General features: G+C 65.7%; 7 protein-coding genes and 2 pseudogenes. 2 read left to right on the forward strand and 7 right to left on the reverse strand.

What is annotated here, in order from left to right; all coding sequences use genetic code 11:
- Nucleotides 1–187: 187 nt before the first annotated feature.
- The 3 genes and pseudogenes from MBENS4_RS18005 to MBENS4_RS18010 form a co-directional block, all read right to left on the reverse strand.
- Nucleotides 188–2,103: pseudogene (locus MBENS4_RS18005) on the reverse strand (sulfotransferase).
- Between the two features lie 184 nt (nt 2,104–2,287).
- Entirely contained in the window at nt 2,288–3,028 is a 741-nt protein-coding gene (locus tag MBENS4_RS27465; protein ID WP_340140850.1) for a TonB-dependent receptor domain-containing protein, read from the reverse strand.
- 23 nt (nt 3,029–3,051) lie between these two features.
- Complete coding sequence (locus tag MBENS4_RS18010; protein WP_340140851.1) at nt 3,052–4,977, reverse strand: TonB-dependent receptor plug domain-containing protein; 1,926 nt, start codon at nt 4,975–4,977, stop codon at nt 3,052–3,054.
- A gap of 422 nt (nt 4,978–5,399) precedes the next feature.
- Between MBENS4_RS18010 and MBENS4_RS18015 the strand changes: the two genes are divergently transcribed.
- The gene (locus tag MBENS4_RS18015) at nt 5,400–6,923 is read left to right on the forward strand and encodes a BCCT family transporter (RefSeq protein ID WP_242405004.1); all 1,524 of its coding nucleotides are present in this window, start codon (nt 5,400–5,402) and stop codon (nt 6,921–6,923) included.
- An 858-nt stretch (nt 6,924–7,781) separates the two neighbouring features.
- On the opposite strand, the gene MBENS4_RS18025 is transcribed toward MBENS4_RS18015, so the two are convergent.
- Nucleotides 7,782–10,478 (reverse strand): cation-translocating P-type ATPase, encoded by a 2,697-nt coding sequence (locus tag MBENS4_RS18025; RefSeq protein WP_039393387.1) that lies wholly within the window; start codon nt 10,476–10,478, stop codon nt 7,782–7,784.
- Between the two features lie 141 nt (nt 10,479–10,619).
- On the opposite strand from MBENS4_RS18025, the gene MBENS4_RS18030 reads away from it, so the two are divergent.
- A complete protein-coding gene (locus MBENS4_RS18030) occupies nt 10,620–11,630 on the forward strand; it encodes a 2-hydroxyacid dehydrogenase (protein ID WP_039393390.1) in 1,011 nt (336 codons plus the stop codon).
- 27 nt (nt 11,631–11,657) lie between these two features.
- On the opposite strand, the gene MBENS4_RS18035 is transcribed toward MBENS4_RS18030, so the two are convergent.
- The 3 genes and pseudogenes from MBENS4_RS18035 to MBENS4_RS25935 form a co-directional block, all read right to left on the reverse strand.
- On the reverse strand, nt 11,658–11,885 hold the full coding sequence (locus MBENS4_RS18035) for a hypothetical protein (protein ID WP_039393392.1): 228 nt from the start codon (nt 11,883–11,885) through the stop codon (nt 11,658–11,660).
- 112 nt (nt 11,886–11,997) lie between these two features.
- A complete protein-coding gene (locus tag MBENS4_RS18040; RefSeq protein WP_039393394.1) occupies nt 11,998–13,188 on the reverse strand; it encodes a CaiB/BaiF CoA transferase family protein in 1,191 nt (396 codons plus the stop codon).
- A 3-nt stretch (nt 13,189–13,191) separates the two neighbouring features.
- Nucleotides 13,192–13,472: pseudogene (locus MBENS4_RS25935) on the reverse strand (hydantoinase B/oxoprolinase family protein); the annotation flags it as partial.

Here is a 13,472-nt window from a genome sequence, read left to right on the forward strand (position 1 = left end):
GCGTGTCGCTTCGCCTCGAAGCAACCCACGTAGTACGCGCAGGATGAGCGTCCTATTGTTGCAGTGCAATGTCCTCGATCAAAGACAATCGAGTGTAGCTTCCATTTCGCCGCAAATTCACCGTGAGTTGCGCCGCCCTAGAGATGGCGTGCGCAACTGTTGCAGTGCATGAAAAGCCGTGCCGGGATCAGCCTTCCAGAGCCTCACGCAGCGGACCGAGCCATTCTTCGTACGGCTTCCACGCCCCCACGCCCGCGCGCGAGATGGGGCGGCGGACCTGTTCGGAGCTGGCCGTGCGCACCGCGCGGTCGGTCTTGTGGAAGTCCAGGCAGGCCGGATCGAAGGGGACCCCGATATAGTCCAGCATGCGGCGCACCTGGCCTTCCAGATCGTCGAGGACGTCCTCGTGCTGGACGCGCAGGACACGGCTCGGAAGCACGCGGTCCCAGTGCTCCATCAACGCCACGTAATCGCGGTAGTAGCGGCCGATTTCGGCGAGGCCATAAGTGAACTCCTGGCCCTCGGCGAAGAGCTGCTTGAAGCCCGAGAAGCAGCAATCCATCGCGTCACGGCGCGCATCGATGATCTTCGCGTTGGGGAGGATCAGATGGATGAGGCCGATATGCCGGAAGTTGTTGGGCATCTTGTCGATGAACAGCGGCGCGCCCTGGCGGTGGATGCGCGTGTTCTCGATGTAGCTCCTGCCCAGCCCCTCCAGTTGCTCGGCCGAAAGCTCATGCAGGATCTGCGGGTAGCGGGGCGCGCTCGCCTTGCGGCCACGCAGGCGGTGCGCGGTGGCAAGGATGTCGGGCAGCTCCAGCGTGCCGTCGATCATCGGGTGCGAGGCAAGGATCTGTTCGAGCAGGGTCGAGCCCGCGCGTGGCAGGCCCACGATGAAGATCGGGTCCGGCGCGGCGTGGCCCTTGCCCCCCTGGCGCGCGAAGAGTTCGGACGTGCAGGCCTCGATCTGCGCGGCGATCTCTGTGTGCATGCGGTCCGCATCATAACGGCTCTGGCGCAGCTTGAGCTCGTTGCCGCGCGCGTAGTGGGCAAAGGCCTGGGCATGAAGCCCCCCGTCCTCGGCGGCCTTGGCGGCGGCGAAGGTCAGGTGGACGCGGTCCATGAAGGCAAGGTCGGGCTGAGCCAGCAGCTCTTCCATGCGCGCGCGCTCGTCCTCGGAAAAGCGCCAGGTCTTGAGGTTGGCCAGCGCGTACCAGGCATCGCCGTGTTCGGGCTTGGCGGCGATGGCCGCGCGGTAGGAGGCAACCGCCTCGTCCTGCGCGCCGGTGGTCTTGAGCGCATGGCCCTTGCTGGTGAGCGTAGCGGGGTCCTGGGGGAGCTTGTCCAGCACCGCGTCGAACAGGGCGAAGGCGCGGGCGTAGTCGCCGGTCTGCATGGCCTCGATGGCAAGGTGCGAGGCGAAGACGGGGCTTTCAGGATCGCGGGTGTGGAGGGCCTCGGCCTGCTCCAGCGCCTGCGCGAATTTCTGGCGCTTGCGCAGGACCTGGATGTAGTCGAGCCGCAGCTGCACAGTGTCGGGAGAAAAAGTAACCGCGCTTTCCAAAAGAAACTCCGCGTCGTCAAGGATGCCAAGGCGGCTGGCGATTTCGGCCAGCAGGCGCATGCCCTCGATGTCGGTGCGGTGGGTCTGGAGGTAGGCCCGGCAGATCTCCTCGGCGCGCAGCAGGCGGCCTCGTGGAGGTGATTGGAGACGGCCAGAAGCTCACGGGGAAGGGCCGCGATGCGCTCGGCCTGGGTGCGGGCCTGCGCGGCCTCGACGCTTCGTCCGGTGCGGGCGAGAAGATCGGTCTGCGCGCGCCAGCTGGCGTCGAGCACCGGGTTGTAGCGGGTCGCGCGGGCATAGGCGCGCAGGGCTCCCGGCACATCGCCCCGGTCGCGGGCGAGATGGCCCGCTTCCTGCCAGGCGCGGCCATATTCAGGCTGCGCGGCGGAGAGGGCGGAGAGATAGCTTTCGGCGTCGGTTAAGCGCTTCAGATAGCGGCACGCCACGGCGGCCATGTAGAGCCCTTCCGCGCTCGGCTCCCCGGCGTCGAGAAGGGGCGCCAGTACGCCCAGCGCGGGCGCGAACTGGCCGCGCTGCATGGCCTCGCGTGCCTCTTTCAGCACGGCGGCTTCATCGAGGGAGGAAGGGGCGGGATTGGGGTCACGCGATGCCATGGGAATGTCCTTGCCGCAAACGCCAAGCGGCAGGCAAGGTCCGATGCCCGCCTGCCGCCGGATTGTCCGATCCCCGGCGCCTTCACGCAGAAGGCGCCGGGAGATGCGATCAGTAGTGCCAGCCGACGCGCACACCCACCGTCAGCGGACGGTTGGTGTTGATGCGCGGGGCATCGTAGTAGAAGTTGCCCGAGACCTGCGCACGCTTGTCGGTCAGGTTCTCGCCGAAGACCTCGACCGACCAGTCGTCCTTCTTGACGCCTGCGGTCATCGCGAAGGTGGTGTAGCTGTCGAGCTTCAGACGGTTGATGTTGATGATGTCGGTGTACTTCGAACCCGAATGCACCATCTGCGGCATGACGTGGGCGACAAGGCCCGTGTCGCCCAGATCCCACTCGTAACGCACGCGCAGGTTGCCCTGGAAGGACGGCGCGTAGGCCAGCGAGTTGCCCTTGGTGACATCGTCGGTCGGCGTCAGCACCTCGGTGATCTTGGTGTCGAGCACCGAGAAGGCACCGGCAACGGTCAGACCCGGCACCGCGTAGGGAGCGAAGGCGAAGTCACCCTCGACGCCCAGGATGCGCGCATCGGCCGCGTTGTCCGAGAAGAACAGGTTGACGATCGAGGTGTCGAAGATCGTGGTCTGCAGGTTCGAGATGTCGACGTAGAACGCGCTGCCGTTGAAGCGCAGCTGGCGGTCGAACAGTTCGGTCTTCCAGCCGATCTCGTAGTTGTTGACCTCGTCGGTCTGCAGCTCGAAGGGCACCATGTAGCCCGAGGGGCTGACCGCGCCGCCGGGGCGGTTGAGCAGGCCCGGACGGAAGCCTTCCGAGTACGTCGCGTAGAACATCACGTCCTCGGTGGGCGTGAAGGTCAGCGAGCCCTTGAAGATGACGCCTTCGGTCTTGGCCTTGTCGGGCGCGAGAGGGCATTGAAGACCTGCATGGCCTGGCCTTCGGTGAGCCCTGCATCCATGATGTCCTGGATGCTGTCGCCCTGGTTGAAGGTCAGGCCCAGCGTATCACCGCACGAACCGATGAAGGTGAACTCGCCGTCCCCATCGTAAAGGTCCGAGAGGTTGGTGCCGAACGCATTGGCATCGGTGCCGCCGGCGTTGCAGAACGAGCTGTTCGCCGTGCCCTTCAGGTCGACCGCCACGTTGTAGTAGCGCGCGCCCAGCGTGACGCTGAGAAGGTCGGGGACGAGGTCGTAGGAGGCCTCGCCGAAGATGCCGAACTGCTCATCCGAACGCTTGATGTCGTTGCGGAAGTTGGTGCCGTTGGGGAAGGGGCCCGGATCGCTCTGCCAGGCACCCGGGAACGGGAAGTTCTCGGGGAAGCCGGTTTCGCCCCACAGGTCGACGTACTGGCTGCCGGGGTAGATGAAGTCGTTGCGCTCTTCCAAGGTCAGCTTCGAGTAGAAGCCGCCCGCAGTGACGCGCCAACGGTTCTCGGCCGGGGTGCTGACGCGCAGTTCCTGGGTGAACTGCTTGCTCTTGCTGTCCGAGGTGACGTAGAGGTTGGGCGCCTGGCAGGTGCCCATCGGCCCGTTGTCACCCGGGTACGAGACCGAGCTGTCGCAGATGTAGTAGGGCAGGTACTGGCCGACGTAGAGGTAGTCGGAGTAGTCCACCTGCTGCGAGGTCTCGCGGTCGGTGAAGGCGCCGGTGTAGACGAGGTCGAGCATGCCCAGGCGTCCCTCGACGGTCCAGGCGGTGTTCGAGAAGTTGTCTTCGAGGCGATCGGGCTGGAAGCGCTGGACTTCCAGATCATCCAGGCCCAGTTCCGGGTCGGCGAAGAAGACGCCGTCGGAATCGAGACCCTGGCGCGCGTGGCTGACCGTGATCTGCCAGTCGGGAGCCACCTCCCATAGCGCCGAAACGCGGAAACCGGTGTAGGTGGTGTCGTTGAAGTTGTCTTCGACGAGGTTGGTGTTGTCGGCCTCGATGAAGTTGACGTTCGAGAGGTCGGCCCCGGCCTGCAGGCCTGCACGGTTCGCACCCACCGGAACACCGTTGTAGCGCTGCGCGCCTTCCTCGCGGAAGCGGGCGCTGTCGGCGACCGAACGGGTGCCCTTGACGTTGTCGATGTAGCCGCCCTGGTCGTCCATGTAGACGACGCCGCGCACGGCCAGCGTCTCGGTCACCGGCACGTTGAGCATGAGCTCGGCGTTGTAGCTGGGCTCGCCGTTCTTGGTCCACGAGACGCCGCCCTTGGCGGCGGCATCGAAGCCCAGGAGGTCGGGCTTGTTGGTGATGAGGCGCACCACGCCCGCCTGCGAGCTGGCGCCGAAGAGCGTCCCCTGCGGGCCTGCAAGAACTTCGATGCGCTCAAGGTCGGCGGCGTAGACGTCGAGGTTGCGGCCCGGCTGCGCGAGCGGCTGTTCGTCGAGGTACATCGCGACGTTGGGGGCAAGGCCCGCGACGCCGGCGGTGGTGAGGTTGGGCGTGGTCGAGGCGAGGCCACGAATGTAGATCGTGCTCTGGCCCGGGCCGCCGCCGCCTGCGGTGACGTTGGGAAGCTGCTCGAGGTAGTCATCAAAGGTCTGCACGCCGAGGTTTTCGAGTTCCTCGGTGCCCAGTGCATTGACCGAGACGGCGACGTCCTGGAGGCTTTCGGTGCGCTTGGTGGCGGTCACCACGATTTCGGTGAGACCGCCCTTGCGCTGCTGGGCCGGAGCGGCCTGGGTGCTGGTGGGCTGAGTACTGGTGGGTTGGGCCGGAGTATTCTGGGCTGCGACCGGGGTGGCGATAGCGATTGCCAGCGCGCCAACGGACGCGCCGGTGCAATGCTTGAACATGTATGTTCCCCTGTTGTTGTTCGGAACGTTCGCGACGGGGCAGCGCGTGGGAGACAGCGCTGCCGGGCGGGACAAGATGCCGAGAGGTGGCATGCAAGGAAATGAGACCTTGGTGGCCCGCGCAGGTCAGCTATCCAATCAACGTGTACATGCCAACCCTTGCGCTTGAGAAAAGTTACAGGTTGTCAGCAGTTGTTGCATAATCATCACACGGATTGTAGGCAGGTTTAGAAGCCCTTTCGGGATGTGATAAATTCAATTCCACAACGCGAATTTTGATATGATATTCAATTCGCTATTGGGTTTATTATTTCTGATATTTTGAACAGACTAAGTAAATCTCATTTCAGTGTTGGGGTGTCGTCCGGGTGGCAAGTCAAGGTAGCAATGTATCCAGTCCGATTGCAGATTTTAAACCTGGCGTGTTCTTTGGCGCAATTGCCGCGATCGGTGGGCTCATAGTCTTCGCGCTCTACGATACGGAAGTTGCTACCGCCCGTTTCGAGGCCATCCAGGCCTTTGCGACCCATAATTTTGGCTGGCTTTTCGTGGCGACCGCCAATGTCATGCTGGTTACGAGCGCGTTTCTCGCCATCTCGCGGATCGGGCATGTGCGCCTTGGCGGAGCGGATGCGAAGCCCACCTACAGCGCGACCAGCTGGTTCGCGATGCTGTTCAGCGCAGGAATGGGCATCGGTCTGCTGTTCTACGGTGTGGCCGAGCCGATCATGCACTTTTCGAACCCGCCGATTTCCTCGTTCTCCGATCCCGGTGCCACGCTGCCACAGGGTCTTGCGCGCAACGCGCAGCATGCCATGGGGCTCACCTACCTGCACTGGGGCCTGCATGCCTGGTCGATCTACGCGATCATCGGCCTGGGGCTCGCCTATATTGCCTACAACCGCAAGCTGCCGCTCAACCTGGGCACGTTCCTGCGCGCAGCCTTCCCGCGCATCCCGACTCTGGTCGTCGATCTGGTCGACATCATGGCGATCACCGCGACCGTGTGCGGGGTGGCCGCCTCGCTGGGTTTCGGGGCCTCGCAGATCAACGCCGGGCTGACCCTCCTCTTCGGCGCGCCCGAGGGGGGCATGGTCCGCGCCATCATCATCGTCGTCGTGACCGCGCTCGCCACGCTGTCCGTGGCGATGGGGCTCGACGCTGGCATCAAGCGCCTCTCCGAGCTCAACATGGGGTTGGCGCTGCTGCTGGCGCTGTTCGTCTTCGTGGTCGGCCCGACGGTCTACCTCCTGGACAGTTTCATCCAGAACCTGGGCTACTATTTCCAGCGCTTCATCTATCTCTCGACCTGGACCGAGAGCTACACCGACGAGGACTGGCAGAGCAGCTGGACGATGTTCTACTATGCCTGGTGGGTGAGCTGGTCGCCTTTCGTGGGCATCTTCATCGCGCGCATTTCCTATGGCCGTACGGTGCGCGAGTTCATTTCGGGCGTGCTCATCGTACCCAGCCTCGTGACGTTCGCCTGGATGACCATCTTTGGCGATACCGCGCTTCATATCGAGCTGTTCGGGGCCGGGGGCCTGTCCGAGGCGGTCAACGCCTCGATGCCTGATGCCCTGTTTGCCTTCCTCGGCAACTTTCCCCTGAGCGGAATCGTGTCGGGGCTAGCCGTGGTGATCGTGACCACGTTCTTCGTGACCTCGGCAGATTCGGGCGCGCTCGTCACCGCGATGATCGCCTCGGGCGGGCATCATGAGGCGGGCTTCGTACCGCGCGTGACCTGGGCAATCTCGATCGGGGCGCTTGCCGGGGCGCTGCTCTACGGGGGAGGTCTGCAGGCGCTGAAGACAGCGGCCATCGTGACGGGCCTGCCCTTTGCCGTGGTCCTGCTGTTCATGTGCTTCGGGCTGATCAAGATGCTCCTCGCCCGGGTCCCCGCCCAAGACGAAGCCGCGCGCGAAGAGGCCCTCGCGGCCGAGTAAACGTAGGGGCTCAGGCCCGGGGCGAACTCGCGCCCTGGGTGGGGCGCCCTCGGCGCGCCAGAAGGCGTCGCATTGCGCCAGCGCCTTGCGGGCCGCCGAGACGCTGCGGACCTGTTCGGCCTGGGTGCCTGCATCGCAGGACAGCGCCAGATGCGCCTGTTCCCCGGCTTTCAGCGTGAAGGGCATGGCGAGGCGGCTGGCGCTCACCGCGATGTCGAGCGCGCCTTCAAGACGCAGCGTGATCTCCCCCAGCGGCACCGACCAAAGGTTCGGCGCCAGTTGCTCAGGCGCGCGCGCCTCGCCATCGAGGTTGAGGATGAGGCGGCCCGTAATGGTGCCGCGCGTGCAGGTCAGGAAGCGCACGATGCGCGCGCCGTCCCGGATGCCGCCGCCCGCCTCGTCCGCATCGCCGGGGCCGGGCAGGGCCACAGGCATGAAGTCGGTCAGCTTGATCGCGCCGGTGGGCCCTGCGAAGTAGGTGTCGAGAATGGTCGTGCCTGCGCGGTAGCTTTGCGCCAGCGGCTGCGCGTCTTCGAGCCGGATCGCCGAAATGCCGCCCGGGCGCATGTCCTGGGCGTGGAGCGGGGCGGCCGCGCCCGGAACGTGCCAGGTCAGGCGGGTGATCGTGCCGGTGCGGTCGACAAGGGCGTTGGAGCGCGTGTCGCCGATCATGCCGTGTTCGCCAAGCGCCGTGTGCACTGCCACTGCCCTCCCTCTCGTATCGCGTGTCTGGAGCCCTGCGCGTACAATCGCGCATCAACTGCAACGCATGGGCATGCGATACGATCCAGTTGGACACAGATTTTCGTTGCGCGCAACCCGTGAAGGATCAGCAAGCCGGGCCAGGGAGGGGCGAGGTCAGTCGAGTTCGGCAAACCAGCCCAGGCGCCGGACCAGCAGTTTCTCGAACTCCAGGAGAATGAAGATCACAGCGCCGATCGCGATGAGCGATGCCCCTTGCGCCAAGCTGAGCGGGCGGGTCTCGAACACGGCCTGGAACGGCGGGAGGTAGGTGAAGCACACTTGCGCCAGCGAAACCGTACCTACCGCGACGAGCACCGCACGCGTGCCCAGGATCCCGCGCCAGCTGAGCGACTGAACGTGCATGTAGCGCACGTTGAAGAGGTAGAAGATCTCCGCGATCACCAGCATGTTGACCACCATCGTGCGGGTCGTCGCGATGTCCGTGCCGGTGCCGAGGGCGGTGAAGTAGACGCCCAGCAGCGCCACGGCGAAGAGCAGCGAGACGAGGCCCACGCGCCACAGGATGAAGCCGGACAGCAAGGGGCTCTCCTTGGTGCGCGGCGCACGTTCCATGATGCCCGGCTCGGAAGGTTCGAAGGCGAGCACGAGGCCGAGCGTGACCGAGGTGATGAGGTTGATCCACAGGATCTGCGTTGCGGTCATCGGCAGGGCAAGGTCGAGGATGATCGCCAGGACCACGGCGATGATTTCGCCGCCGTTGGTGGGCAGCGTCCAGGCGATGACCTTGCGGATGTTGTCGTAGACGGTGCGCCCCTCGCGCACGGCCGCGACGATGGAGGCGAAGTTGTCGTCGAGAAGCACCATTTCCGAGGCTTCGCGCGCGGCCTGCGTGCCGCTGGCGCCCATGGCCGTGCCGACATCGGCCTGGCGCAGCGAGGGCGCATCGTTGACCCCGTCGCCGGTCATCGCGACGATCTGGCCGTGCGACTGGAGCGCGCGCACGATGCGCAGCTTGTGCTCGGGGCTGGCGCGCGCGAAGACGGCGACTTCGGGCACCTCGCGGCGCAGTTCCTCGTCGCTCATGGCCTCGATCTGCGCGCCGGTGAGCGCGCGCGGTTCGTCCTCGATCTCGAGCTTGCGGGCAATGGCAACGGCCGTTGCGGCATGGTCGCCGGTGATCATCTTGACCGCGATTCCGGCCGAGCGGCATTCGCCGATGGCGATGCGGGCCTCTTCGCGCGGCGGATCGACGAAGGCCATGAGACCCAGGATGCGCGCGCCCTGCAGGTCCTCGAAGCGCAGGCGCGTGGTGCCCGGCGCAAGCGTGATGGCGGCAAAGCCCAGGATGCGCTCACCTTGGGCGGCGGCCTGGCGGGTGATGCCGTGCCAGCGCTCGAAATCGGTGCCTGCCGCGCCCAGCGCGAGGACCGCTTCCGGCGCACCCTTGACGAAAGCGATGGCCTCGCCCTCGGGGCTGCGCACCAGCGTTGCCATCAGGCGGTAGGCCGCATCAAAGGGAATTTCGTCGAGGCGCGTCCAGTCCGCATGGAGTTCGGCGGTGTCGAGCCCGGCCTTGCCCGCGAGCGCGAGGAGCGCGCCCTCCATGGGATCGCCCACCACGCTCCAGTTGCCGTCTTCGTGGTGGAGGCGCGCATCGTTGCACAGCGCCCCGCAGTGGACGATCTCGCGCGGAGGCGCGGCCTCGGTGTCGCCATCGCCATCGCCATCGCCATCTCTGGCCGCGATCACGCCTTCCGGGGCATAGCCGCTGCCCGAAACCAGCCACTCCCCGTCAGGCGTGAAGAGGCGGGTCACGGTCATCGCGTTGCGGGTGAGCGTGCCGGTCTTGTCGCTGCAGATGACCGAGGTTGCGCCCAGCGTCTCGACCGCTGGGAGCTTGCGGATCACTGCCTTGCGCCGCGCCATGCGCTGGACGCCGATGGCGAGCGTGATGGTGATGACGGCGGGGAGCCCTTCGGGGATTGCGCCGACCGCCAGCGCGACAACGGCGATGAGGGCATCGACCCAGGGGTAGGAGCGCGCGGTCACCGAAAAGGCAAAAAGCGCCGCGCTGCCGATGAGGATCAGGAGCGTGAGGCGCGTGCCGAACTGGTCGATCTGCTTCAGGAGCGGGGTGACGAGGCGCGGCACCGACTGGAGGAGGGCGCCGATCTTGCCGATCTGGGTGCTCGCGCCGGTGGCAACGACGAGGCCTGTCGCCTGCCCGCGCACGACAAGTGTGCCCGAATAGGCCATCGACGTGCGCTCGGCGAGCGGCGCATCGGGCTCGACGGCCTCCTCCTGCTTGTCGGCGGCGACCGATTCTCCGGTGAGTGCGGCTTCCTCGATCGAGAGCGCACGGGCACGCACGATGCGAAGGTCCGCAGGCACCCGGTCGCCCGCTTCGACGAGGACCGTATCGCCCGGGACCAGGGTTCCGGCGGGGACGGGCTGGCGGCGCCCGTCGCGAAGGACATGGGCCTCTTCGCCCACCAGGTTCTCCATCCCTGCGAGTGCCTTCTCGGCCTTGCCTTCCTGGATCACGCCGACAAGCGCGTTGATGAGGACAACGGCAAGGATGACGCCCGCATCGATGGCGTGGTCGAGCACGAAGGCAGCCGCGGCCGAAGCCAGCAGGAAGTATATGAGTGCGTTGTTGAACTGCGCGGCAAAGCGCATCAGCGGATGGGGGGGCTTGACGCGGGGGAGAAGGTTGGGGCCGTGGCGTTGGAGGCGACCCGCGGCCTCGGCTGCGGAAAGGCCGGTGTCCGCAGCGCCCAGATGCCTGGCGACGGTGGCGGGATCGAGGGCGTGAAAGCCCTGATCGTCGGAATTTTCCGCTTCGTGCAAGACCCTTGTCCCCCCTGCGCGGTAACGAGCCCGGTGCGGGCGCGGATCAGACTATAGTCGGCTCGGGCCTTGTGCAATGCAGCACGGATGTTACGAATGATTGCACCGGTGGCGGTTTTCGGACCTCGGGGAGGATAAGGCATGAAGGTCGTCGTCTTCAGCACGCGTTCGTACGATCGGACATTCCTGGAGGAGGCCAATCGGCTGGCTGGAAGCCCACACGAACTGACGTTTTTCGATACCCGGTTGTCGGCCCATTCGGCGCATTTTGCACAGGGCTTCGAGGCGGTCTGCGCCTTCGTCAACGATGCGCTGGGAAAGCCTGAGCTGGAGATCCTCGCGCGACACGGCATTCGCCTTGTTGCTCTGCGCTGTTCAGGGTTCAACAACGTGGACCTGGAGGCCGCGGCCCGGCTCAAGATCGCTCTGGCGCGGGTTCCTGCCTATTCGCCCGACGCTATTGCCGAGCACGCCGTCGCACTCATGCTCGCGCTCAACCGGCGCATCCACAAGGCCTATGCGCGGGTGCGCGAGGGCAACTTCGCGCTCGACGGGCTGCTCGGCTTCGATATGCGGGGCAAGACCGCTGGGATCGTCGGGACCGGGCGCATCGGCCTCAACGTCGCGCGTATCCTCAAGGGCTTCGGCTGCGAGGTGCTGGCAAGCGACCCTTCGCCCAACCCCGAACTGGCGCAGCTGGGCGGCGAATACACCTCGTTCGACGATCTCCTGGGGCGCTGCGACATCATCAGCCTCCACTGCCCGCTCACGCCCGCCACCCATCACCTCATCGGGCGCGGCGCAATCGCGCGCATGAAGCCGGGCGTCATGCTCATCAACACGAGCCGGGGCGCGGTGATGGACGCCCGCGCGGTCATCGCCGGGCTCAAGAGTGGCAAGGTCGGCAACGTCGGGCTCGACGTCTACGAGGAGGAGGGCGATCTCTTCTTCGAGAACCTCTCCGACACGGTCATTCGCGACGATGTCTTCGTGCGGCTGATGACCTTTCCCAATGTCCTCATCACCGGCCACCAGGGCTTCTTCACGCGCGAGGCGATGACCGCGATTGCCGAGACGACCGTCGCCAACCTATCGGCCTACGAGGCGCAAGGCGCTCCGCTTCACGCGGTTTCGGTTGCCTTGCTGGCCTGAGGAAAGGGCCTTGGCCTAATTGCCCGCCTAGTTGCCGGCCTTGTCCTCGGGCGGCACGTTGGTCATCGGCGTGTCGGGCACCTTCACGTCCACGCCGGTCTCGTCGACGTCGGTGACGATCAGTTCGCCCCCGCTCTTGTCCTCGACGTCGGCCGTGTATTCTTTGGCGGGCTCCGGCGAACAGGCACCAAGGCCAAGCGCGGCACAGGCCGCAAGGAGCGCTGCGGACGCCATGGGTGAAGTTCTGAAGATCATGCTACGTCTCCTTCCCAGGGTTCCGATATCGGGTCGGGGAAGGCGAAAACAAGATGGCGCGGCGATCGGAGGATCGCCGCGCCATCGTATGTGGTCTCAAAAGCCTTGAGGATCAGACGATCCCATCGGCTTCCATCTTGGCGAGCGCCTCGGCATCGAGACCCAGCAGTTCGCCATAGATCTCCGCGTTGTGCTGGCCAACGCGCGAGGGTGCCGGACGACGAATGCAGCTGGGCGTGGCCGACAGCTTGGGGAAGGCGTTCTGCATCTTGAGCTTGCCGTGGGTTTCGGTCTCGACTTCGACGATGGCCTCGCGGGCCTGGAAGTGCGGGTCGGCGAGCATTTCGGGGGCGCGGTAGACGCGGCCGGCGGGGATGCCGTACTCGCTCATCAGCGCGTCCATCTCCTCGATGGTGTAGCTCTTGGTCCAGGCGTTGATCATCTCGTCGAGTTCGGTCTGGTTCTGCCCGCGTGCGATGTGGGTGGCATAGCGCGGATCATCACCCAGTTCCGGCTTGCCCATGGCGGCCGACAGGCGCTTCCACAAGGGATCGGCGTTGGCCCCGATCATGTATTCGCCATCGCTGCAATAATAGACGTTGGAGGGCGCGATGCCCGGCAGGATCGAGCCGGTGCGCTCGCGGATGAAGCCCGAGCTGTCGTATTCTGAAACCAGGCTCTCGGTGATCTGCAGCACGCTTTCGTAGAGCGCCGCGTCGATGATCTGGCCCTTGCCGGTGGTGTCGCGCACGTGGAGCGCGGCGAGGATGCCCATGACGCCATAGGTGGCGGTGAGGGTGTCGCCGATCGAGACGCCCATGCGGCTGGGGGCACGGTCGGGTTCGCCCACGATGTAGCGCCAGCCACCCATGGCCTCGCCGATGCCGCCAAAGCCGGCGCGCGAGGAATAGGGGCCGGTCTGGCCGTAGCCCGACATGCGCGAGATGATGAGGCCGGGCTGTTCTTCGAGCAGCTGCCTGGGATCAAGGCCCCACTTCTCCATCGTGCCGGGACGGAAGTTCTCGATCACGATGTCGGCGTGGCGGATGAGCTCGCGCACCAGCTTCTGGCCTTCGGGCACGCGCATGTTGGCCGAGACCGCACGCTTGTTGCGCGCGACCACTTCCCAGCTGACCTTCTTCTCGCCCTGGCCCCAGACGCGCAGCGGGTCGCCCTTGCCGGGCGGCTCCACCTTGATGATGTCGGCGCCCATGTCGCCCAGCAGCTGTCCGGCGAACGGGCCAGCCAGAAGCTGGCCCATTTCCACGACGCGAAGTCCCTTGAGGGCTCCTGTATTTTCCATTGTTTACTCCGCTGCCTCCGCGATGTCCGCATGGCGCCACATGGGCTGCTTGGGAGCGGGGAGGCCGGTTTCTTCGAGGCAGTTCTTGCGCAGGGTTTCGATGTCGGGGCCGAAGTTGAAGACCTCGACCTCGCCGCGCTCGGTGCGCATCTTTTCGCGCAGGGCCTGGGTGGCCGTCTCGTCGACCGCGCCGTCCTTGATGACGACGCCGTAGTCGAGGGCGCCGGTCTCGGTGACGAGGCCCTGGCCGATTTCCGTGAGGACGAGGGCGGGGTCGCGCTCGA

The sequence above is a fragment of the Novosphingobium sp. MBES04 genome, assembly GCF_000813185.1.
Lineage (GTDB): Bacteria > Pseudomonadota > Alphaproteobacteria > Sphingomonadales > Sphingomonadaceae > Novosphingobium > Novosphingobium decolorationis.